Below are 21,515 nucleotides of genomic sequence, written 5' to 3'. Positions count from 1 at the left end.
TGGACGGCGATCACCCGGCGGGGATGAACCCCGCCCGGCGGGCGACGGGAGCTCGAAGCGCGCTGGGTGAGACGACCGTTCAGGCGCTCCGCGGTAGCCACGTCGCACCGGCCGGGTCCCAGCGGCGCCCGGCGGCGGCGCCGCTCATCGCCGGTTCGAGCAACGTCGCCACGAGGCGGGCGGCTGCCTCGATGTCGTGCAGCCCCGCGCAGTGCGGGGTCCGCGCGGCCAGCGGTGGGTACGTCGTCGCCCACGCGGGCGGGACGGAGAACGACTCGACGGCGGGCAGCGGCCGGTGCAGGCGCTCGGCGACGATCGCGGTGCGCAGGTCGTCGCCGTCGACGGACTGCGTGCGGGCGAGCACCACCAGGTCCACCAGGTCGCGCGGTCGGGTCGAACGCGCGCCGTCGGCGTAGCGGCTCTCGGTGGCGGCCAGCTTGTCGGCGATGTGGTCGACCACCGGGTACGCCCGCACCGTCGGCGCGGGCACGTCCGGAAGGTCGATCGGGGTGCTGGGGCGCACGACCTCGGGGTCGGTTGTCATGAGCGATCCGGTCACCAGGTCGACACCGAACGACTCGCACAGGCGCGTGCCGCAGTAGGCGTCGACCTGGACCCGGTAGCCCGTGACGCCGGGCTGCGCCGCGCCGCCGCCGACGGTGCGCACGCCGCGGATCACGAACCGGAAGTGGTCGTGGAGGTCGACGGCCGCGGCCCCGCGCAGCGCGTCGAGCGCCTCCTCGATCGTGCCGAGGCTGCGCAGGAGGTCGATGTCCCTGCTGTGCCGGGCGTCGACGACCCGGGCCAGCACGGCAGTCCCGCCCTTGAGGACCCAGGGAGCGGACGGATCGACGAACACCCGCGCGAGGAACCGGTCGTAGACGAACCGCCGGACCAGCTCGTTCGCAGGTCGACCCGTGGCCCGGGCTGCGACACGCGCGCGGTCGGCGAGCGCGCGCCAGAGCGCGAGCCCGTCCCGGTACCTCGACCCGGTCACGGTCCGTCCGGTGAGGACGTCCGTGCGTGCAGGTTCGCCAGCAGCCGCTGCAGCGCCTCCTCGACCGGTGAGTCGGTCGACCGCACGTGATCCGCCAGCGTGGCGAGGGCGACTCGCACGTCCGGGCTGGTCGTCGCCACCGCGCCCAGCACCGCGAGGTCGTCGAGGAGTCCGTCCGCGCCGGGGAGTGCGGACACGTCGGTGTCGTCAGGAGCGCGGACGGGGCGGTCCCCGAGATCGCGCGGGTCCAGGCCCCCGGCTCGCAGCAGCCGCGAGGTCAGCTCGGTCGCGTCGGCTGCACCGTGCCGGTGCGCCAGCGGCTCGAGGGCACGAGCCAGAGCAGGCGTGTCGGCGGAGCCTGCCCGGACCGCGTCGGCTGCGACGCGACCGACGTGCTGGAGGTCGTGCCCGTCAGCGAGGAGATCGGCGGTGGTGCGTGCCGCGCTGGTCACGGGCAGGCCCGCGACCAGCGTGATCTCGCCCGGCGCCAGGGTGCGCCGGTGCACCCGGACTCCGGAGCGGGTGGATTGGTAACGCTCGGGGAGGGTGAGCTCGTGCACGTCGGCGAGCAGCTCGCCGAGGCGGTGCAGGTGCGCGGCGGAGGTGTGCGAGACGACGCCGGCAGCGACGGGGTCCGCGAGCCGCTCGGCCACCGCTCGGCGTGGCTGCAGTGCGATCCAGGCCGCGCGCAGCCCAAGGAGCTCGTCCCCGAGCACCGCGGGCGAGGCGTAGACGCCGTGCGCGACCCGGTCGAGGACGCCGGCCTCGGCGAGTCGCGTCAGCTGCATGCGCGAGATCCCGGCCTGCTCGGCCTGGGCGGTGGTCACGAGGCCCCACTGCCCGGCGTGCAGGTCGGTGAGTGCGACGAGCCCGGCGGTGCGCATGCTGGCAATGTAACGCTCAGAGTGTGACAGATCCAGAGCGATATGGAACGGGCAGGCGTCGATCGCGCGGGGTGCTCATCCGGCTCGCCTCGGGGGCGAGTCCTAGCCCCGCGGCACCGACCACCCGGTCTGCAGCAGCGCGGCCAGCCCGGGCCCGGACGACTCGTCCGCCATCGCCGCGCCCCGGACCCAGGTGATCGCCAGCACGGCCAGGAACAGGTCGCGCCCGCGGACGTCGGGCCGGGCGCTGCCCTCGGCCTGCGCCGCGCGCAGGAACTCGTCCGTCCCCTCGACGAAGCCCTGGCAGGTGAGCGCGAGGGGGGAGCTCTCCTCGTCGAGCGCGGCGCGGAGCGGCTCGGGCAGGCCGTCGAAGGCGCTCGCCCATGCGGCGAGGGCGTCCAGCCACCGCGCGAGGGCGTCGGCCGCGTCGGTCTGCTCGGCGACGATGGCCCGGCGCCGCTGCTCCAGCTCGTCGGCGCGGGCGTCCAGCAGGGCGGCGAGCAGCGCGCCCCGGTTCGGGAAGTGCCGGTACAGCGTTCCGGGCCCGACCCCCGCCTGCTTGGCGATCGCGTCCAGCGAGCCCGCGACGCCGTGCTCGGCGAAGTAGTGCTCGGCGGTGTCGAGGATGTGGCTGCGGTTGCGCTGCGCGTCGGTGCGCGGCCTGCGGGCCCCGCCGGTCGTCGTCTGGGACACCCGTGCCGCCCTCCCGTTGACAATCCGGAGACGCTCTCCGTATGGTCGCTGACCTAACCGGAGGCTATCTCCATCTCGCCGGTCGCCGCCACCCGGCCAGGACGGCCCGACCAGCGACCGACCTGACGACCTCCGCCCGGACGACCCCCACGACAGAGAGACGACCCACCGCGATGACCACCACCTCGACCTCGACCGCGGCCGCAGCGGCCGCCCAGCAGGTCCCCGACGCCGATCCCCGCGCGCGGGTCGCCCGCGGCGACGCCCTGGTCATCGGCCTGCTGATGGCTTCGGCGTTCATCGTCCTGCTCAACGAGATGCTGCTCGGGGTGGCGCTGCCGACCCTGATCGCGGACCTGGGCATCACCCCGGCGACGGGCCAGTGGCTGACGACGGGCTACCTGCTGACGCTGGCCGTGCTGGTCCCGGCGACCGGGTTCGTCATGCGGCGCTTCCACCTGCGCACGATCTTCCTCGGTGCGATGTCGCTGTTCGTCGTGGGGACGGCGATCGCCGCGGCCGCCCCGGGCTTCGGCGTGCTGCTGGCCGGCCGGCTCGTCCAGGCGGTGGGCACCGCCGTGTTCCTCCCGCTGCTGATGACGACCGCCATGCGCCTGGTCCCCGCCGCGCGCCGGGGAGCGACGATGGCGCTGGTCTCGGCCGTGCCGGCGCTCGCGCCCGCCATCGGGCCGGCCGTCTCCGGGCTCGTGCTGTCGCAGCTGTCCTGGCGGTGGCTGTTCATCCTGGTCCTGCCGATCGCGCTGATCGGCCTCGTGCTCGGGGCGGCGAAGCTGAGGAACATCACCACGCCGGAGCCGGTCACGCTGGACCTGCTCTCCCTCGCGCTGTCCGCCGTCGGGTTCGGCGCGCTGGTCTTCGGCCTGGCCTCGATCGGCGAGTCGGTCACCGGTCACGTCCTCGTCCCGCCGCTGGTGCCGATCGTGATCGGCCTGGTCGGCGTCGCGGCGTTCGTCCTGCGCCAGCTGGCGCTGCGCCGGCACGCCGAGCCGTTCCTCGACATGCGGATCTTCCGCTCGCGGTCCTTCGCGCTGTCGCTGGCCGTGATGATCGTCGTCGCGATGAACGGGTTCGGCACCGCGCTCGTCCTGCCCCTGGTCCTCACCGGCGTCCAGGGTCTCAGCACGCTCGCGATCGGGTTGTTCCTGGTCCCCAGCGGCGCGGTGATCGCCCTGGTGTCGGCCCTCGGCGGCCGCGTCTACGACCGCGTGGGTCCGCGGCCGCTGACCATCCCCGGTGCGCTGATCTGGACGGCGGCGCTGTGGTTCCTCAGCACCTTGGACCGCGGCACCGGCGTCGGCACGCTGCTGGTCGCGTACCTGGTCATGTCCGCCGCTCAGGCGATGATGTGGGCGCCGCTGACCACCACCGCGCTGTCCTCGCTCCGCGCGGACCTCTACCCGCACGGCACCGCGGCGTTCACCACCGCGCAGCAGCTGGCCGGCGCCGCCGGCGGCGCGGTGCTCGTCTCGGCCTACACGATCGCGTCCCGCGCGGCGGACGCCGGTGCGCTCAGCGTCGACGAGTCGGTCGCGGCGGGCCGCGGGGCCTTCACCGCCGCCGCCGTCATCGCGCTCGGCGCCGTCGTCGGCACCCTGTTCATCGGCAAGCCGGCCCCGACCGACACGGCCGACACCGATCAGGCCCCGGCTTCCCGGTGACCGGACCGGTCACCTCCGATCCCGCACGACCTCGCAGCTCGACCAGAAGGAGACACACCATGCGCATCGGCATCATCGGCGTGGGCAACATCGGCGCCACCCTCACCCAGCGCCTCAGCGAGCGCGGCCACGACGTCAAGGTCGCCAACTCTCGCGGACCGCACACCATCCCCGCCGAGCTGCTGACCGCCGGCGCCCGGGCCGTCGAGGCGACCGACGTCGTCACCGACGTCGACGCCCTCATCATCTCCGTCCCGCTCGCCCGCGTGCCCGAGCTCCGGCCGCTCGTCGACCGCCTGCCGGACGCCGCGGTCGTGCTGGACACCTCGAACTACTACCCGGCGCGGGACGGCCACATCGCCGCGATCGACGAGGGTCAGGTCGAGAGCCTGTGGGTGGCCGAGCAGCTCGGCGGCCGCCGCGTCGTCAAGGCGTGGAACGCGATCCTCTCCTCGTCGTTCCGGTCCCACGCCTCGGCTGCCGGCGACCCCGACCGGATCGCGGTGCCCGTCGCCGCCGACCGCGACGAGGACCGCGCGGTCGGCACGGCCCTGGTCGAGGACACCGGCTTCGAGGGCCTCGATGCCGGCACCCTCGCGGACTCCTGGCGCCAGCAGCCCGGCACGCCCGCCTACTGCACCGACCTGACCGGCCCCGAGCTGCGCACCGCGCTCGCGGCTGCGGTTCCCGGCCGGGGACCCCGTCGCCGCGACCTCGCGATGACCGTCCTCACCGAGCTGATGGACGGCGACACCGAGCGCGGCGACGACTTCTTCGTCCAGCTCAACCGCCTGCTGTACAGCTGAGCCGCTCGGCCGGGCGGCGGCTCGGTCAGCCCGGTCCGTCGCTCGTGGCGGCGAGCAGCGGCACGAGGACGTCGCTGAGGGGCGTGGCGATGCCGTGGGCCCGGCCGCGTCGCCGGACCACGCCGTTGCGGACGTCCCACTCGAGCGGTCGTCCGTGCTCGCGGTCGGCGAGGATCGAGGTCCCCCTGTCGGCGGGAGCGCCGCGGAACCCGTCGAGGATCCGCCGGGGCTCGTCGTCGTCCAGTCGCGCGCCGTCGGCCCGCGCGACTGCGAGGCACTCGGCGAGGTAGGCGAGCGTCAGGGCGCCGATGTCGTCGCGGGCGAACACGCCCGAGCGCCGCCCGGTGAGCGCCATGAGACCGGCGGCCGCGTTCTGCAGCAGCTTCCGCCAGGCGTCGGTCGGGAAGTCGGGGGACGTCTCGACTGCGCACAGCGTGCCGTGCAGTGCCCGCAGGACCGCCTCGGAGCCGGGCACGTCCGGCAGGGTCAGGCGCGCGTCGCCGAGGAGGCGGACGGTGCCGTCGTCCTGCCGCACGGCCGGGAACCACACGACGGCCGGCACCACCTCGCTGCCGGGGACGAGCGGAGCCACGGTCTCGCCCTGCTCGACGCCGTTCTGCAGCACGCACACCACGGTGGCCGGACCGCAGAGCGCGCGGAGCCAGCCCGCCGCCGACGCGGTCTGCGTCGCCTTCACCGCGAGCAGGACGAGGTCGGCCGGCTCCCGCGCGCCACCCGGGTCGGTGTGCACCGGCCCCGGGACGACCACCCGCCCGCGCGGGGAGTCGAGCGTGAGCCCCGTTCTCGGCGAGCGGCCGGCGACGAACGGGGTCCGTCCCTGCTCGTGGAGCGCGGCGGCGACCGTGGTGCCGATCGCGCCGGGTCCGACGACCGCGACCCGGGGCTGGTTCGTCATCCCCCGACGCTAGCGGCCGTACGTCCGCGGCTGCGGCACCGCATCGCCCACCGATTCTCGCGACGCCCCCGGAAAGATCGGTGGGCGTCGCGAGGATCCGTGGGCGCAGGCGCCGGTCACGCCGCAGACGGGACGACGACGACCTTGCCGTGCACCTGCCCGGCCTCGGCCTGCGCGTGCAGGGCGGGCAGCTCGGCGAGCGGCACCCGGCGGGCGATCTCGACGCGCAGGTCCCCGCTGTCGACCAGCCCGACCAGCCGGGACAGCACCTCGGCGTCCGGGTGCAGGTAGACGGTCACGGCGCGGACCCCGCGCTGCTCGTCGCCGGGCGTCGCGACCATGGGGGTCGTGGAGACCACCACGCCGCCGTCCCGCACCCGCGCCACCAGCGCGGTGAACGCCTCCGCGGTGATCGGCGCCAGGTTGAGCAGGACGTCGACGGGGTCGGTCACGGCCTCGAGCAGCGAGGTCGTGGTGTGGTCGACGATCTCGTCCGCTCCGGCCGCGCGGACGCTCGCGGTGCTGCGCGGGCTGGCGGTGGCGATCACGTGGGCACCCGCGCGCTTGGCCAGCTGCACCGCGTAGCCGCCGACGGGCCCGCCGGCGCCGTTCACCAGCAGCCGCTGACCTGCCGTGAGCCCGCCGCCCTCGAACAGCGCCTGCCAGGCGGTCAGGCCGACCGAGGGCAGCCCGGCCGCGTCGGCCAGGGGGATGCGGGTCGGGGCGGGCACCAGCGCGTCGGCCGGGACCACGACGTACTCCGCGGCCGAGCCGTCCGCGGCCATCGGCGTGAACCCGACGACGGCGTCGCCGACCGCGAGGCCGTCGACCCCGTCCCCGAGCGCGTCGACCGTGCCGGACACGTCGTACCCGGGGACGTGGGGGAGCGTCACCGGGATCGGCAGGAACCCGCCGCGCATCCCGCCGTCCGCGGGGTTGAACGCCGAGCCGGCCACCCGGACTCGGATCTCGTCGGCGCCGGGCACGGGCTGGGGGGCGTCCTCGTAGCGCAGGACCTCGGGGCCGCCGGTCTGGTGGAAGCGCACTGCCTTCATGGTCGTTCTCCGTCCGTGAGGTGCTTCGGTTTCGAAGCAAGTAGGACGACCGTAGCGTTGCTTCGAATCAGAAGCAAGTAGTACGGGTTCGAAGCACCTGTAGACTCGGCGCATGACCTCGTCCCCGCGATCCCTGGACGCCACCGAGCTCGGCGCGTACTTCGCGCTCATCGAGGCGAGCAGCCTGCTCCGGCACGCCGTCGAGCAGCAGCTGCAGGAGGCCGGGGGACTGAGCTACGTCCAGTTCCAGCTCCTGGCGACGCTCGGCGACGCCCCCGGCGGCAGCCGGCGGATGACCGACCTCGCCGACGGCGTCGTGTACAGCCGCAGCGGGCTGACCTACCAGGCGCAGGCGCTGGAGAAGCGCGGCCTGGTGGTCCGCGCGCCGGCGGTCGACGACGAGCGGAGCATCACCGTCACCCTCACCGACGAGGGGCGCGCGCTGCTCGGCCGGGTCCTGACGGGGCACGTCGGTGTCGTCGACGACCTGCTGCTCGCGCCGCTGTCGCGAGCAGACGTCGAGACGCTCGCCGACGTCCTCGGCCGGGCGCGGGACCACATGCGCCGGACCCCGCCGCGGTCGGCGGCGCCGCGGCGGCGAAAGACCGCGGCCGGGAGCGACGGGGGCTGACGGGCCCGCCGGCTGCCCGAGCGGTGCGGCGCGGTACGGCACGGTGCGGTGATCCCTGGGGGGTACTGGCGGGGACTCCCAGGACCGCCCGCCCGGTCGTACCGTCGACGGAGCGGACGACCGCGGGGAGGCCGGTGGGCCACCCGGCGTGACCCGCACCCCTCGCACCGAAGGAGCGCACCATGCACACCCGCACACTCGGCCAGGGGCTCGAGGTCTCGGCGATCGGCCTCGGCGCCATGGGCATGTCGCAGAGCTACGGCCCCAACCCCGGCTCGCGCGAGGACATGATCGGCGTCCTGCGCGGCGCGGTGGACCGTGGCGTCACGTTCGTCGACACCGCCGAGGTCTACGGTCCCTACGTCAACGAGGAGCTGGTCGGCGAGGCCCTGGAGCCGGTGCGCGACCGGGTCGTCATCGCCACCAAGTTCGGCTGGGACATCCGCGACGGCGCATCCGTCGGGCTGGACAGCCGCCCCGAGCAGATCCGCCGGGTGGCCGAGGCGTCGCTGCGGCGGCTGCGGACCGACGTGATCGACCTGTTCTACCAGCACCGCGTCGACCCGGACGTGCCGATCGAGGACGTCGCCGGCACCGTGGGCGAGCTCGTCGCCGAGGGCAAGGTGCGCCACTTCGGCCTCTCCGAGGCGGCGGCCGGGACGATCCGGCGGGCCCACGCCGTGCACCCGGTGACGGCGGTGCAGTCGGAGTACTCGCTGTGGACCCGCGACCCCGAGCCGGAGGTGCTGCCGGCGCTCGCGGAGCTCGGCATCGGCTTCGTGCCGTTCAGCCCGCTCGGCAAGGGGTTCCTGACTGGCACCGTGGACACCAGCACGACCTTCAGCCCGGGCGACATCCGCACGCGGGTGCCGCGGTTCTCCGCGGAGAACCGCGAGGCCAACGCGGCGCTCGTCGAGCACGTGCGCGCCCTCGCCGAGGCGAAGGGCGCCACGCCCGGCCAGGTCGCGCTCGCCTGGTTGCTGGCCCAGCAGCCGTGGATCGTGCCCATCCCCGGCACGCGCCGCATCGAGCGCGTCGAGGAGAACGCCGCCGCCACGCAGGTGGCGCTGTCCGCCGACGAGGTGGCCGACCTCGACACGCTCACCGCCCGGATCGCCGTCAGCGGCGACCGGTACAACCCGGAGCACATGGCGTTCGTCGACCGATGAGCCCTGCCCCGGATCACCGACGAGGAAGGACGTGCCGATGACCGAGCACCACGACCAGAACAGCGGGAGCACCGGGGGCTGGACCGGAGGCCGGCAGGCGTTCGGCGACTTCGCGCCGGGGCTCGTGCACTACACCGACGAGGTCCTGTTCGACGAGGTGTGGGAGCGCGCCGGCCTGTCCAAGCGCGACCGCAGCCTGGTCACGGTGGCCGCGCTCACCGCGATGGGCAAGACCGACCAGCTCACGTTCCACCTCGACTTCGCACGGCAGAACGGGGTGACGGAGGACGAGCTGAAGGAGGCGATCACCCACCTCGCGTTCTACACCGGCTGGCCCAACGGGATGAGTGCCATGACGGTCGCCAAGAACGTCTTCACGCAGGAGCGCTGACCCCCGGCGGAGTCCCTCCCCGTCGCCCCTGACGCCGGCCCTGCGGCACGTCAGGGGCGGCGCCAGTCGTCCTGCTGCAGGTGCGAGCCGGCCATCGGGCCCATCGTGAGCATCCCGCCGTCGACGGGCCAGGACGCGCCGGTGGTGTAGCCGCCGTCGGGGGAGCACAGCAGCTCCACCACCGCCGCGATCTCCCGCGCGTCACCGGGCCGGCGCAGCGGGATGCCCGGGCGCTCGTGCCCCGTCAGCACGGTCTCGTCCTCCTGCCCGGTCATGGGCGTGGCGATCTCGCCCGGCGCGACCGCGTTGACCGTGATGCCGTGCTCGGCGAGTTCCAGGGCGGCCACCTTCACCAGGAGCCCGAGCCCGCCCTTCGCCGCGCAGTACGGCCCGGCGCCCACCCGCGGCGCGTGCTCGTGCACGCTGGTGATCGCGACGATGCTGCCGCCCTGCCCGCCGTCGACCAGGTGCCGCGCGGCGGTCTGCAGGCACAGGAACGCCCCGTCCAGGTCGACCGAGAGGACGTGCCGCCACTCGGCGAAGTCCATGTCCAGCAGCAGCGTGGACGAGCCGGTCCCCGCGGCCAGCACCGCGGCGTCGAGGCCGCCCATCGCCGCGACGAGCTCGTCGACGACCGGCGGCGCGGTCTCCGGGTCGGACAGGTCCAGGCGGGCGACGTGCGCCTCCGCGCCGTGCTCGCGCACCTCGGCGGCGGTCCGCCGGGCGCCGTCCTCGTCCTCGTGCCAGGTGATCGCGACGTGGCCGCCGGGGCGGGCGAGGCGCACCGCGCACGCCTTGCCGATGCCGGAGTCGGCACCGGTCACCAGGACGCGGCGGGGGTCGGGTCGGGCGGTCGGGTCCTGCGCGGTCATGGGTGCTCCCTCGCGGGCCCGTGGCCCGGTGGCGGGCGGACGGCCGCGGCGCTGCAGCCTCGCCTCACCGTGCAACGCCGGGCACGGTCGCGCCACTCGACCGGGTGCCCGGTGCGCTCAGCGGGGTCGGAGCCCACCTGCTCCTCAGGACCAACCGCTCTCGCCGTGAGCGGGTCGACCTGGACACAACTACCTAGGTAGTGCCACTATCTAGGTGTGGCCCTACTCGACTGGCGCTCAGAGCTCTCCCGCGGCGCGCTGCCGTACGGGACCCTCGCGGCGTTGGCGTCGCGGCCGCGTCACGGCTACGAGCTCGTCTCGACGCTCCGCGCCGCGGGGTTCGCCCGACTGCAGGGCGGCACCCTGTACCCGCTGCTCCGCCGCCTGGAGGAGCAGCGTCTGATCACTCATGAGTGGGACACATCGGCCTCGGGCCCGGCGCGCAAGGTCTTCGCGCTCACGGAGCTCGGCGCTTCGGAGCTCCACCACGCACGTGTCGCGTGGGCCGACCTGACCCGCTCGCTCGACTCGTTGCACGACCAAGCTGGGGGGTACGCACCATGAACTACACGCGCAGGCTCGTCGTCGCCTTGCGGTCACGCGGCGCGGACGAGGCGCTGATCGCGGACGTCGTCCGGGAAGCCGAGAGCCTCCGGATGCGCGACGACGCACTGGAGAACGAGCTCGGGGCGCCGGAGGAGTACGCAGCAGCGCTGGTGCCCGACCTCCCCACCAGGAGGAAGGCAGGTCCGCTGGTGCTCGCGGGACTGGTCGCCGCCGGGGCGTGGCTCATCGCCGTCCTCCTGGGCCGCGCGGCGGGATGGGACGTCCGCGAGGCGATGGGGCCGTTCGTGCTGGTCCCGGCGGTCGCGCTCGCCGCAGCGGGGATCGCAGGGCAGTTCGTCTCCGACTACCTCCGGCGCCCACGCGGCTGACCGGTCCACCTCGCGCTCGGCGGGGTGGACCGGTCGTCGAACTCACCAGTGAGCGGCAGGAATCAGATCCCGATGATCCACCGGATCGCGTCGTAGATCGCCGAGGCGGAAACTCCGCCGAACAGCGTCTTGACCCAACCGGGGACCGAGGTGTTCCACCAGTTGACGAAAGCGGTCTTGCCGTTGTTCACGTAGCGGATGACGTTGTTGTACCAGGTCGTGCTCGTGCGCTTGAGGACCTCGAGAGCCGCCTTCACCGCAAGTCGGACGGCGATAGGGACTGCCGTGGTGCTCGCGCCGCCTCCATCGGAGAGACCCGGGGCCGGCGCCGGGAGCTGGACGGGAGTCGGCGCCGGAGGAGTCGGCGCAGTGGTCCCGGGCGCCGCCGCAGCCGTCATCGAGGAGACCGAGATGGATGCCACCGGGGCGGCTGCGGGGGTCGAGGTGTTCGCCGTGGCGACCTGACCCGAGGCCAGCACCATGGTGCTGGCGAGCGCGGCCGAGACGATCCCGGCCGTGATGCGGTTGCGGTTCTTCACGTTCTTCTCCCCTGTGGTGTCCCACGCGCTCGGAGCGGCGCGCACACAGGGCAGCCTCGCCGTACCGGCCGCCCCGGGGGAATGCTCGTGCGGATTCCCTGAAGGTGCGCGGAAGTGCCAGTCGTCAGGGCGCAGCCGTGCTATAGAGGCGCTGGCGTCGCTCCGGGACCCGGGCCGCTTCGCGAGTTCGCCGACGCACCTCGCGGCTCCCACAACGGGCCTTCGGGATCTTCGAAGACCCTATCGCGCGTCGTATGACGTGCGACGATGACCAGAGCAATAAAAGGATTGACCTGCGCTCCGGGGGGCTAGTGCATCTCTCCATCACTCACCTGGCGACCTTCCTGGCCGTTGTGCAGCATGGCTCCATGACCACGGCGGCGATTGCGCTGACCTATTCGCTCAGCACAGTCAGCTCTCACGTGACCCATTTGGAGCGGCAGCTCCGGATCCGTCTCCTGCGAAGGACGGCCGAGGGGTGCGAGCCCACCGTCGCGGGCCGGCAGGTGGCCGACAAGGCTGCCGAGCTCCTGGAGGTGCACCGAGAACTCCTCGCCTCGGTCGAGCCTCGACCCATCGGCCCGCCGAACCCGGTTCTGCGGCCGCGCCTCGACGTGATGTCGTGACCGTCCCGATGGGCGCTCGATTGCTCTCCGGCACCCACGGGCCAGAGGAGCCGCCCGCGCCCGCTCGGGATCAGGCGACCAGGCCGTGGCGGTAGGCGTAGACGACGACCTGGACGCGGTCGCGCAGGTCGAGCTTCGTCAGGATCCGCGAGACGTACGTCTTGACCGTCTCCGGGCTGATCACGAGCGTGGTCGCGATCTCCGCGTTCGACAGGCCGCTCGCGATGAGCCGCAGGACCTCGAGCTCGCGCGGGGTCAGTAGGCCGTCGTCGGGCGAGGTGGCGGGTGGCCGGATCCGACCGGCGTAGCGCCCCACGAGCCGGCGCGTCACCTCGGGGGCCAGGAGCGCCGCGCCGGAGGCGACCGTGCGGATCCCGTCCAGCAGCCGGGCCGGCGGGGCGTCCTTCAGCAGGAACCCGCTGGCTCCCGCGCGCAGCGCCTCGTACACGTACTCGTCGAGGTTGAACGTCGTCACCACGAGGACCTTGACCGGGTCCGCGACGCCGGCCCCGGCCAGGAGGCGCGTGGCCTCGATGCCGTCCAGGACGGGCATCCGGACGTCCATCACGACGACGTCGGGACGCACGCGCGCAGCCGTGTCCACCGCGGCGCGTCCGTCGGCGCACTCGCCCACGACCTCGAGGTCGGGCTGCGCGCCGATGATCGTGGCGAACCCGGTCCGGATCAGCGGCTGGTCGTCGCAGACCAGCACGCGGAGCGGGGCGGTCACGACGGGGTCCCGAGCGGGATGCGGGCCCGGACCACGAACCGGCCGTCGGCCTCGGGGCCCGCACCGAGCTCCCCGCCGAGCACCTCGACGCGGGCACGCAGGCCGGCGAGCCCGCGCCCGCTCCCGCTCAGCGGCCGCGCCCCCGAGGCCGGTCCGTCGGTGCTCACCTCGACGACCACCTCGTCGCGGGCCTGCTGCACCCGCACGCTCGTGCGACGGCCGCGGGCGTGCTTGAGCGCGTTGGTCAACGCCTCCTGGACGACGCGGTACGTGACGACCTCGGCGCCGCCGGTGATCGGCGAGGACCCGCCCTCGTGGACGAGGTCGACGGGCTGGCCGGCGCGCCGGGCCTGCTCGACCAGCTCGGGGAGCTCACCGACGGCGGGGGTGCGTTCCTCCGGCCCGTGGTCCGGGTCGAGCAGGTCCAGGACGTGCCGCAGGTCGTCGACGGCGCGGCGCCCGGTGGCCGAGACCGCGTCGAGCGTGCGGTCCAGCGCCACCGGGTCGGCCGTCAGGTACCGCGCTGCCTCCGCCTGCACGACCATCGCGGTCACGTGGTGGGTCACGACGTCGTGCAGCTCCCGGGCGATGCGGGTGCGCTCCGCGGTGCGGGTGGTCTCCGCGACGTAGCGCCGGCGCTCCGCCTCCGCCGCGCGGGTGCGCCGCAGCCACGCCCCGACGCCCCACGCGACGCCGAGCAGCAGGTAGAAGACGAGGAGGTCGACGACCGACTCGGTCGACCCCCGCCGCCCGAGCGCCACGACCAGCGCCACGTAGGCCGCCGAGGCCACCAGCACGGTGGTCCGCCGGTGCTTCCCGGCGTGCGCACCCGCGCTGAGCAGGGCCAGCGGGAGGCCGATCGCGGCCGTCGTGTGGTACGCCCGGACCTGGTCCAGGGCGAAGCCCGCCGCGACGAGCGCGAGGCAGGCCAGCGGCCACCGGCGTCGTCCGGCGAGGGGCAGGCTCTGCAGCGCCACCGCCAGGACGGCCAGCCCGTCCATCGGCCGGCGCGGCAGGTCGCCCAGCTGCGTCCCCTGGTCGTCCAGCGCCGGCACCAGCGGCAGCAGCGCGAGCCCGACGGCCAGCGGCGCGTCCCGGACCAGGACCGGGAGCCTCCGCCACAGGTCCGGGGCCGAGCGGAGGTCGATCACCGGGCCACGGTAGCGGCCGCGGCGGGCGTGGTGGCCCGGCGCCGGCGCGACACGATGCGGCCACGCCGGTGCGCGACCGTCATCAGCACGCCGGTCAGCACGACCCCGGCGAGGACCGCGAACACGCTGCCCTCGGGGCCGAAGGCGCCTCCCGAGACGAGGACGGGGCCGGACGTGACGCCCGACAGGACCCCCTGCGGAGCGCCGCTGCCGGAGACCTCCGTGCCGAAGATCCCGGCGGCCGCGAAGTTCCAGCCGAGGTGGAGCCCGATGGGGAGCCAGAGCCTGCGGGTCGCTGCGTAGGCCGCGGCGAGCATGAACCCGGCCTCCACGGCGATGGCGAGGGCGCCCCAGACGGTCGCCTCGGGGTTGACCAGGTGCATGGCACCGAACAGCAGCCCAGTGAGGACGAGCGACATCCAGGTGCCGGCGCGCTCCTCGAGCACCCGGAACAGGATGCCGCGGAAGATCAGCTCCTCCGTCATGACCGCGGCCGCCGTGAAGCCGACGAACCCGATCGCCGTGGTGGCCGATCCCCAGCCCTCGACCCGGTAGGCACCGAGCCCCGTCAGGCACGCGATCACGAGCACGAACATCAGCACGCCGATGCCCACGCCCCGGGAGAGCTCGGGCACCGCTCCGGCCGCGCCCACCTCGACGACGTCGCGGTTCTCGGTCCGCCGCACGACCCACCGGTAGGCGACCAGCATGAGCACCGCCGCCGCGACCCCCACGACGAGCGTGAGGAGCCAGCTCTGCTCCACCGCCCGGACTGCCAGACTTCCGGCGACGGCGACGAGCACCACTGCCCCGAGCTGCTTCACGAGACGCACGATGAGGCCTTCCTGAGAACCCGCGAACCGGACGTCGCGGCTTCCTGGAACGCTAGGGATCGCGCTGTCCCGGGGGCGTCACCGCAGGGTGGACAGTTCCGGGTAGCTCTCCCGGGGGACACGCCGTGCGACGGCACCCCGGCCGATCACCCGTCGACGTCGCCCAGGAGCTCGACGACGGCCGCGGCGAGGTCGTCCGGCGCCTCCAGGGCGACGTGGTGGCCGACTCCGGCCAGGAGCACCGATCGGACGTCGCCCCGGACGACCTGCCGCATGGTGGCCGCGGTGAACTCGCCGCCGGAGCCCCCGACGGCCAGGACGGCGACCTCGATCGGCCGGTCCGCGGCGAGGCGGGCGAGCTCCGGCCCCTCGGTGAGGACGGAGCGGTAGATGCCGGCAGCACCGCGCCAGCCGCCGGCCCGGGCGTAGGTCCGGGCGAACTCCGCGACGTCGGCCTCGGTGACGGCGCCGGCCACCGCCGTCATCGAGGGGAACGCCCAGCGCCCGAGCAGCTCGCGCTCCCGGCCGGCGAGGAGCATCTCCGCGATGCCGGGCGCGGCGATCGTCCCGATGTGCCACGAGCCGCCGTGCGTCACGTCGGCGAACGCCTCGAGACCGAAGCCGGGCAGCCCCATCTCCACCGCCGTGAGGCTGAGGAGGTCCTCGGGGTGCGACGTCGCGAGCCGGAGCAGCGACCCGCCGGCGATGTCCTGCCCGAGGACGTGCACCGGGCCGAGGCCGAGCAGGTCGATCAATCCGTGCAGGTCCTCCGCGGCGACGGCGCTGCTGAACGCCTCGTCGGCGACGGCGGAGTCGCCGAAGCCGCGCAGGTCGACGGCGACGACCCGGTGGCGGCGGGCGAGCAGCGGGACGAGCCGGTGGAACACCCACCAGGACTCCGGGAACCCGTGGACGAGCAGCACGGGGCTGCCGCCGGTCCCCGCGGTGACGTGGTGCAGCGTCGTGCCGTTCACGCTCGCGTGGTGGTGCTCGACCTCGGGGATCGAGGCGCCGGGGTGGGACGTGCTCATGGTGGACCTCCTGATTGACAACGGGGTTGTCAGAATGACTCTCGTCAACCAGGTTGTCAACCATCGCCCCCGCGCCCTACGGTGGCCGCATGGAACCCACCCCGGGCGCGCGGCTGGCGCAGCTCCTGATCGGCGGGTTCGAGGTGATGGTGGAGGACGTGGTCGCGGAGCTGGCCCGTCGCGGCCACCCCGGCGTCACCGCCAGCCTCGAGTTCGCGGTCCACGCGATCGAGCAGGGCGCCGGCAGCGCGTCCGCCCTGGCGCGGCAGCTCGGGGTCTCCCGGCAGGCGGCCGCCAAGTCGGTCGCCACCCTCGAGCAGCTCGGCTACGTCGAGCGGGCGGGGGACACGGGTGACGCCCGGCGCAAGGCCCTGCGCGTCACCCCGCGGGGGCACGAGATGACGGCGATCGGCGCGGCGCGGTTCGACGAGCTGCGCGCGCGGTGGTCCCGCCGCCTGGGGCCCGGCGAGCTCGAGACCGTCGAGCGGGCTCTGGCGCTCCTCGCCGCCGGGGGTCCCGGCACGCCGCCGGGCTGAGCGTGGTCGCGGGGACTGCATCAGGCGCCGGAGCGGCGACCGGCGCGAGCCCGGGCCGCGCGCCGGTAGGCTGGACCCGCGCCGTCCGGACCGTCCAGGCCCGACCGGTGACGCACGGGGCTGACGAGGGCGCTCGCGGACACGTCCGGCACGATCCCGCCGGGTCGTCGACCACGTTCCTCTCCGGCCCCGAGCGCCTGTAGCTCAGGGGATAGAGCACCGCTCTCCTAAAGCGGGTGTCGGCAGTTCGAATCTGCCCAGGCGCACAGGCCGTCCGCGCGGGTCGCGGCCGGCGACGAGGTCCGCGGCCGGCGTCCCGCCGGTGCGGGCGCTCGGGGTGTGCACCGGCGAGGCGGGTTCCGTCGTCGGCGAGGGCGGGCGCAGGGCCGTTCGGGGGCTCGGACGGGGACGCTGCGGCGTGCCCGGGTGCCCGACCGCGACCGGTCGGGCCGGCACACGGTGTGTCGCGTGCGCACGAGGTGCGGACGCTGCGAAGGAGGAGATGTGGCAGGAGCAGGTCGACGTCGGTCCGGGGGCGCACGCCCTGACCCCGGGGCGCAGCGCCGCCGCGCGCCGCGCCGGACCGAGCAGGGGATGATCCCGGTGCTCGCCGACGCCACCCGCGAGGTGGAGAACGCCGTGCGGAAGACCCCGATCCGGCCCTCGACCCGCACCAAGTTCCAGGTCGTCGCCCTGCTGGTCCGCGAGGAGCGCGCCCGCGTCAACGCCGACGCGGACCTGTCCGCGGCCAAGCGCACCGAGCAGCTCAAGCGGCTCGACGGGGTGGCGACGCTGCTGGCCCGGATCGCCGCCCGCGACACCTCGCTGCTCGAGCTGCTCGCCGAGGACGCGAAGGTCTCCGACGCCGCCCGGGAGCTCAAGGCGACGATGATGCGCGCCGGCGGTCTGGAGCCGCCGGAGGAGGTCGCGGCCCCCGAGCCGGTCGCCCCGACGCCCGGCACGGACAACCGGGTGGTCCCGATCTCGGTGCTGCAGCGCCAGCGGTCCAACCCGTTCCTCGCTCCCGACTTCGAGGCCGCCGCCGCCCGGGTCGCCACGCGACCCCGCCGCCTGGCCAACTGGGAGCTGCTGGAGCCGCTGTTCCGGTCCTTCGAGGTCGCCGCCACCGGCGCGCCGGCGTGCATGCCGCTGCCCGACGGCAGCACGGTCCGCGGGCCGCTCGGCCGGGACCTGATGCACCACCAGGCGCAGCTCGTCGCGGCCGCCGCGGGCGGGCACCGCACCTTCCTGCTCGCCGACGAGCCCGGGCTCGGCAAGACCGCGCAGGCGCTGCTCGCCGCGCAGGCGGCCGACGCCTTCCCGCTGCTGGTCGTCGCGCCCAACGTGGTGAAGACCAACTGGGCGCACGAGGTGAGCCTGTGGACGCCGTTCCGGCGCGCCACCGTCGTGCACGGCGACGGCGACCGCGTCGACGGGTTCGCGGACGTCGTGATCGTGAACTACGAGATCCTCGACCGGCACGTCGGCTGGCTCGGGGACATGGGCTTCCGCGGGATGGTCGTCGACGAGGCGCACTTCATCAAGAACAAGAGCTCCCAGCGCTCCCAGCACGTGCTCGCGATCGCCGACCGGATCCGCGCCCGTGCCGCGCGGCCGCTGATGATGGCGCTGACCGGCACCCCGCTGATCAACGACATCGAGGACTTCCGGGCCATCTGGCAGTACCTCGGCTGGATCGACGACAAGAAGCCGCTCGGTGCGCTGCTGGAAGCGCTCGAGGCCACGGGGCTCACGCCGGCCGACCGCGGGTTCGCGGCCGCCGCTCGCGCCGCCGTGATCGACATGGGCATCGTGCGCCGCCGCAAGGTCGACGTCGTCGACGACATCCCCGCCCGCCGCGTCGCGGACCTGCCCGTCGAGCTGGACGGCGCCGCCGGCCGCTCGATCCGGGCGGCCGAGGCCGCGCTGACGAAGCGCCTGGTCGAGCGCTACCGGTTCGCCGTCGAGGCCCGTGCGGCCGAGGGTGTCCCCGACGGCATCGACGTGGAGCTCGCCCGCCGGATCGCCGCGACCGAGCTCAAGGACTCCGCCGGCAAGACCAAGGGCCAGAACGTGTTCTCGATGGTCCGCCGCATCGGCCAGGCCAAGGCCGGACCGGCCGCCGACTACGCCGCGCAGCTCGCGCGCAACGTCGGCAAGGTCGTGTTCTTCGCGAAGCACGTCGACGTGATGGACGCCGCCGAGCAGACCTTCGCCGAGCGCGGCATCACGTACGCATCGATCCGCGGCGACCAGACGCCGAAGGCGCGCGAGAAGAACATCACGGCGTTCGTCGAGGACCCCGAGGTCCAGATCGTCGTCTGCTCCCTGACCGCCGCCGGCGTGGGGCTCAACCTGCAGGTCGCGTCCAACATGGTGCTCGCCGAGCTGTCCTGGACCGACGCCGAGCAGACCCAGGCCATCGACCGGATCCACCGCATCGGCCAGTCCGAGCCCGTCACCGCGTGGCGGATCATCGCGGCGCAGACCATCGACTCCAAGATCGCCGAGCTGATCGACAGCAAGTCCGGCCTCGCGGCGCGGGCGCTGGACGGTGCGGGGGACGAGGACGCGTCGTCGACGGACGTGCAGCTGGAGGCGCTGGTGGCGCTGCTGACGGAGGCGCTGGCGGGGGAGGGCGTGGGCTGAGCCGGCGCGGGGCGGCGTCCTCGCCGGGTGCCGCGCTCGCCGCGCGCATCCCGCACGCCGCTCCTACCGTGGTCCGATGACGAGCCCCGCCGCACGCATCGCCGACCGCCTCATCCGCGGCTACCAGCGCCGCCTGTCGCCCCGGAAGTCCTGGCACTGCGCCTACGGCGTCGCGCACGGCGACACCACGTGCTCCGCCGCGGTGCGCCGGAACATCGCCAGCCGCGGGGTCGTCCGGGCCATCCGGCCGAACGCGCTGCAGCTGCTCGCCTGCTACCAGGCGGCCACGATGCTCGCGCAGTCGGACGTGCGCGGGGTGTGCTGCTGCGGCGGCATCCCGATCCCGTTCCGGTTCTAGCCCCGTTCCAGCCCGGCCGGCCCGTCCAGGACGTGCGGGTCGCCCTGGAACTCGCGCAGCGTGCCCGGCGCGGGGAACGGCAGCGTCCACGTCCGGGCGCCCGCGACCGCGGCGCCGAACACGTCCTCCACGACGACGACCCGGTCCGGCGACACCTCGGCGAGCCGCACCCGCGCGACGGTGCCGTCCTCGAGGGTCAGCTGCCACAGGTCGCTCAGCCACCGCAGGCCGTGGGCTTCCAGCGTCGCCTCGGCGTCGAGCCAGTCCACCGGTGAGGTGAGGCTGCGGCCCAGGCGGTCGACGGGCACCCAGTCGCCGTCGACGGGCCGGATCCAGCCCAGCAGCTCGCGGTCGTCGGCGCGGCGGTGCTCGATCCAGTCCCCGGGCAGCATCGCGCCAGGCTAGCGGCCGCGCACCCAGCGGATTCTCGCTCCGCCGGCCGATCTCCCGGCCGGCGGAGCGAGAACCAGCCGGCGATCAGGCCGCGGCGCCCCGCACCCGCAGCACCGACCAGGACACCGCCGGCAGCTCGACCAGCAGCACGCCGTCCTCGACCCGCGCGGAGGCGTTCGGCGTCGGCAGCACCGACGTCGCGTCCTCCCGGGTCGCGCGCCAGTGCACGTCGTCGTGCGCGTAGGTCAGCGCCTCGACCAGCTCGACGGCGCCGGCGCCGCGCAGGTCCACCCGCAGCGTGGTCGGCGCGTCCGTCGCGCGGTTCACCGCGAACACGGCCACCTCGCCCGTCTCGGCGTCGTGCGTGGCGACGGCGTCCACCAGGGAGGACTCCCCGAACCGCGCGTTCGCGTACGTCGGGGCGTCGATCGCGACCCGCAGCACCTGGCCGCGTGCGTGCCGGGCGGTGAGTGCGAACGGGTGGAACGTCGTCTGCCGCCACGCCGCGCCGCCGGGCTCGGTCATGATCGGCGCGAGCGCGTTGACCAGCTGCGCCTGGCTCGCGGAGTGCACCCGGTCGGAGTTCCGCAGCAGCGAGATCAGCAGGTTCCCCACGACGACCGCGTCGGCGACGGTGTAGACGTCCTCCTCGATCCGCGGGGCGACAGGCCAGTCCTCGCCCTTCGGCAGCTTGGACTCGTCCTCGTGGTACCAGACGTTCCACTCGTCGAACGAGATCGCGATCTTCTTGGCGGACTTCCGCGCGGCGCCCACCGCGTCGGCGGTGGCGACCACCGAGGCGACGAAGTGGTCCATGTCCTGCGCGGACGCCAGGAACGACCCGAGGTCGCCGTCCTGCTCGCGGTAGTACGCGTGCGCCGAGATCATGTCGACCTGGTCGTAGGCCTCCTCGAGCACCTCGCGCTCCCACTCGCCGAACGTCGGCATGCCGGACGACGACGAGCCGCAGGCGACCAGCGTCAGGTCGGGGAACATCTGCCGCATGCCGCGCGCGGTCTCGGCGGCGAGCCGGCCGTACTCGCGGGCGGTCTTGTGCCCGAGCTGCCAGGGGCCGTCCATCTCGTTGCCGAGGCACCAGAACGCGATGCCGAACGGCTCGTCGGCGCCGTTGGCGCGGCGCTGCTCGGCGCGCGCGGTGCCCTTGCGCTGGTTCGCGTACTCGAGCAGGTCGAGCGCCTCGGGGAGCCCGCGGGTGCCGAGGTTCACCGCCATCATCGGCTCGACGCCGGCGGCCTTGGTCCAGGTCATGAACTCGTGCAGGCCGAACGCGTTGGTCTCGGTGGAGTGCCACGCCAGGTCCAGCCGCTCGGGGCGGTCCTCGACGGGTCCGACGCCGTCCTCCCAGTTGTACCCGGACACGAAATTGCCGCCCGGGTAGCGGACGGTGCTGATACCCATCTCGCGGGCGAGGGCGAGGACGTCGCCGCGGAAGCCGTTCTCGTCGGCGGTGGGGTGCCCGGGCTCGTAGATGCCCGTGTAGACGCACCGGCCCAGGTGCTCGACGAACGTCCCGAACGTGCCGCGGCGCACGGGGGCGATCGTGAAGGCGGGGTCGATGACGACGGTGGCGGAGTGCATGGAGAGACCCTTCGTCCCGGAGGCGTTCAGCGTTGAACTACG

Annotated in this window: 24 protein-coding genes and 1 tRNA gene; 12 read left to right on the top strand and 13 right to left on the bottom strand. The window is 74.3% G+C overall.

Features of this window, described 5'->3' with window-relative positions:
• Positions 1-79 precede the first annotated feature (79 nt).
• The 3 genes from AC1050_RS08470 to AC1050_RS08460 form a co-directional block, all read right to left on the bottom strand.
• A complete protein-coding gene (locus AC1050_RS08470; RefSeq protein WP_482386913.1) occupies positions 80-997 on the bottom strand; it encodes a nucleotidyl transferase AbiEii/AbiGii toxin family protein in 918 nt (305 codons plus the stop codon).
• Positions 994-1,881, bottom strand: coding sequence for a type IV toxin-antitoxin system AbiEi family antitoxin domain-containing protein (locus AC1050_RS08465; RefSeq protein WP_482386912.1), 888 nt, complete (start codon positions 1,879-1,881; stop codon positions 994-996). Before AC1050_RS08465 ends, AC1050_RS08470 begins: the two co-directional genes overlap by 4 nt.
• Before the next feature lie 102 nt (positions 1,882-1,983).
• Positions 1,984-2,574 (bottom strand): TetR/AcrR family transcriptional regulator, encoded by a 591-nt coding sequence (locus AC1050_RS08460; protein WP_482386911.1) that lies wholly within the window; start codon positions 2,572-2,574, stop codon positions 1,984-1,986.
• A 173-nt stretch (positions 2,575-2,747) separates the two neighbouring features.
• Here AC1050_RS08460 and AC1050_RS08455 point away from each other — a divergent pair, with 173 nt between their 5' ends.
• Together AC1050_RS08455 and AC1050_RS08450 are read left to right on the top strand one after the other, a co-directional pair.
• Entirely contained in the window at positions 2,748-4,253 is a 1,506-nt protein-coding gene (locus AC1050_RS08455; protein ID WP_482386910.1) for a DHA2 family efflux MFS transporter permease subunit, read from the top strand.
• Positions 4,250-5,059, top strand: coding sequence for an NADPH-dependent F420 reductase (locus AC1050_RS08450; RefSeq protein ID WP_482386909.1), 810 nt, complete (start codon positions 4,250-4,252; stop codon positions 5,057-5,059). The genes AC1050_RS08455 and AC1050_RS08450 overlap by 4 nt, the downstream gene beginning before the upstream one ends.
• Before the next feature lie 25 nt (positions 5,060-5,084).
• Here AC1050_RS08450 and AC1050_RS08445 read toward each other — a convergent pair whose 3' ends face one another.
• Both AC1050_RS08445 and AC1050_RS08440 read right to left on the bottom strand, forming a co-directional pair.
• Positions 5,085-5,975 (bottom strand): oxidoreductase, encoded by an 891-nt coding sequence (locus tag AC1050_RS08445; protein ID WP_482386908.1) that lies wholly within the window; start codon positions 5,973-5,975, stop codon positions 5,085-5,087.
• A gap of 116 nt (positions 5,976-6,091) precedes the next feature.
• The gene (locus AC1050_RS08440; protein ID WP_482386907.1) at positions 6,092-7,030 is read right to left on the bottom strand and encodes an NADP-dependent oxidoreductase; all 939 of its coding nucleotides are present in this window, start codon (positions 7,028-7,030) and stop codon (positions 6,092-6,094) included.
• Positions 7,031-7,142: 112 nt separating this feature from the next.
• Between AC1050_RS08440 and AC1050_RS08435 the strand changes: the two genes are divergently transcribed.
• The 3 genes from AC1050_RS08435 to AC1050_RS08425 all read left to right on the top strand — a co-directional run bounded on the left by AC1050_RS08435 (position 7,143) and on the right by AC1050_RS08425 (position 9,221).
• Positions 7,143-7,661 (top strand): MarR family winged helix-turn-helix transcriptional regulator, encoded by a 519-nt coding sequence (locus AC1050_RS08435; RefSeq protein WP_482386906.1) that lies wholly within the window; start codon positions 7,143-7,145, stop codon positions 7,659-7,661.
• A gap of 182 nt (positions 7,662-7,843) precedes the next feature.
• Complete coding sequence (locus AC1050_RS08430) at positions 7,844-8,830, top strand: aldo/keto reductase (RefSeq protein WP_482386905.1); 987 nt, start codon at positions 7,844-7,846, stop codon at positions 8,828-8,830.
• A 37-nt stretch (positions 8,831-8,867) separates the two neighbouring features.
• Positions 8,868-9,221, top strand: a complete 354-nt coding sequence (locus tag AC1050_RS08425; protein WP_482386904.1) for a carboxymuconolactone decarboxylase family protein — start codon at positions 8,868-8,870, stop codon at positions 9,219-9,221.
• Positions 9,222-9,271: 50 nt separating this feature from the next.
• Here AC1050_RS08425 and AC1050_RS08420 read toward each other — a convergent pair whose 3' ends face one another.
• Entirely contained in the window at positions 9,272-10,093 is an 822-nt protein-coding gene (locus AC1050_RS08420; RefSeq protein WP_482386903.1) for an SDR family oxidoreductase, read from the bottom strand.
• Between the two features lie 216 nt (positions 10,094-10,309).
• Between AC1050_RS08420 and AC1050_RS08415 the strand changes: the two genes are divergently transcribed.
• Together AC1050_RS08415 and AC1050_RS08410 are read left to right on the top strand one after the other, a co-directional pair.
• The gene (locus AC1050_RS08415; RefSeq protein WP_482386902.1) at positions 10,310-10,657 is read left to right on the top strand and encodes a PadR family transcriptional regulator; all 348 of its coding nucleotides are present in this window, start codon (positions 10,310-10,312) and stop codon (positions 10,655-10,657) included.
• Entirely contained in the window at positions 10,654-11,028 is a 375-nt protein-coding gene (locus tag AC1050_RS08410) for a hypothetical protein (protein WP_482386901.1), read from the top strand. Before AC1050_RS08415 ends, AC1050_RS08410 begins: the two co-directional genes overlap by 4 nt.
• Before the next feature lie 62 nt (positions 11,029-11,090).
• On the opposite strand, the gene AC1050_RS08405 is transcribed toward AC1050_RS08410, so the two are convergent.
• Positions 11,091-11,567 (bottom strand): hypothetical protein, encoded by a 477-nt coding sequence (locus AC1050_RS08405; RefSeq protein WP_482386900.1) that lies wholly within the window; start codon positions 11,565-11,567, stop codon positions 11,091-11,093.
• 254 nt (positions 11,568-11,821) lie between these two features.
• Between AC1050_RS08405 and AC1050_RS08400 the strand changes: the two genes are divergently transcribed.
• Positions 11,822-12,193: a LysR family transcriptional regulator gene (locus tag AC1050_RS08400; protein ID WP_482386899.1), complete on the top strand. Its 372-nt coding sequence runs from the start codon at positions 11,822-11,824 to the stop codon at positions 12,191-12,193.
• A 70-nt stretch (positions 12,194-12,263) separates the two neighbouring features.
• On the opposite strand, the gene AC1050_RS08395 is transcribed toward AC1050_RS08400, so the two are convergent.
• From AC1050_RS08395 to AC1050_RS08380, 4 genes are all read right to left on the bottom strand, one after another.
• Entirely contained in the window at positions 12,264-12,923 is a 660-nt protein-coding gene (locus tag AC1050_RS08395) for a response regulator (protein ID WP_482386898.1), read from the bottom strand.
• Complete coding sequence (locus AC1050_RS08390; protein ID WP_482386897.1) at positions 12,920-14,074, bottom strand: sensor histidine kinase; 1,155 nt, start codon at positions 14,072-14,074, stop codon at positions 12,920-12,922. The genes AC1050_RS08395 and AC1050_RS08390 overlap by 4 nt, the downstream gene beginning before the upstream one ends.
• Positions 14,071-14,898 carry a CPBP family intramembrane glutamic endopeptidase gene (locus AC1050_RS08385; protein ID WP_482386896.1) on the bottom strand — a complete coding sequence of 276 codons (828 nt, stop codon included), beginning with the start codon at positions 14,896-14,898 and terminating at the stop codon, positions 14,071-14,073. The genes AC1050_RS08390 and AC1050_RS08385 overlap by 4 nt, the downstream gene beginning before the upstream one ends.
• Before the next feature lie 155 nt (positions 14,899-15,053).
• Positions 15,054-15,938, bottom strand: a complete 885-nt coding sequence (locus AC1050_RS08380; protein WP_482386895.1) for an alpha/beta fold hydrolase — start codon at positions 15,936-15,938, stop codon at positions 15,054-15,056.
• An 89-nt stretch (positions 15,939-16,027) separates the two neighbouring features.
• Between AC1050_RS08380 and AC1050_RS08375 the strand changes: the two genes are divergently transcribed.
• From AC1050_RS08375 to yidD, 4 genes are all read left to right on the top strand, one after another.
• On the top strand, positions 16,028-16,474 hold the full coding sequence (locus tag AC1050_RS08375; RefSeq protein ID WP_482386894.1) for a MarR family winged helix-turn-helix transcriptional regulator: 447 nt from the start codon (positions 16,028-16,030) through the stop codon (positions 16,472-16,474).
• 193 nt (positions 16,475-16,667) lie between these two features.
• Positions 16,668-16,740, top strand: a tRNA-Arg gene (locus tag AC1050_RS08370).
• 328 nt (positions 16,741-17,068) lie between these two features.
• Entirely contained in the window at positions 17,069-19,123 is a 2,055-nt protein-coding gene (locus tag AC1050_RS08365; RefSeq protein ID WP_482386893.1) for a DEAD/DEAH box helicase, read from the top strand.
• Positions 19,124-19,199: 76 nt separating this feature from the next.
• Positions 19,200-19,481, top strand: a complete 282-nt coding sequence (gene yidD, locus AC1050_RS08360; RefSeq protein WP_482386892.1) for a membrane protein insertion efficiency factor YidD — start codon at positions 19,200-19,202, stop codon at positions 19,479-19,481.
• On the opposite strand, the gene AC1050_RS08355 is transcribed toward yidD, so the two are convergent.
• Together AC1050_RS08355 and arfA are read right to left on the bottom strand one after the other, a co-directional pair.
• Entirely contained in the window at positions 19,478-19,873 is a 396-nt protein-coding gene (locus AC1050_RS08355; protein WP_482386891.1) for a hypothetical protein, read from the bottom strand. The two genes, yidD and AC1050_RS08355, sit on opposite strands and share 4 nt — an antisense overlap.
• Positions 19,874-19,958: 85 nt before the next feature.
• Entirely contained in the window at positions 19,959-21,473 is a 1,515-nt protein-coding gene (gene arfA, locus AC1050_RS08350) for an arabinosylfuranosidase ArfA (protein WP_482386890.1), read from the bottom strand.
• Between the last annotated feature and the right edge of the window lie 42 nt (positions 21,474-21,515).

Source organism: Cellulomonas sp. NEAU-ZC6 (assembly GCF_056844425.1).
The sequence above is the reverse complement of the archived record's forward strand: the minus strand, read 5'-3'. Positions and strand labels throughout refer to the sequence as shown.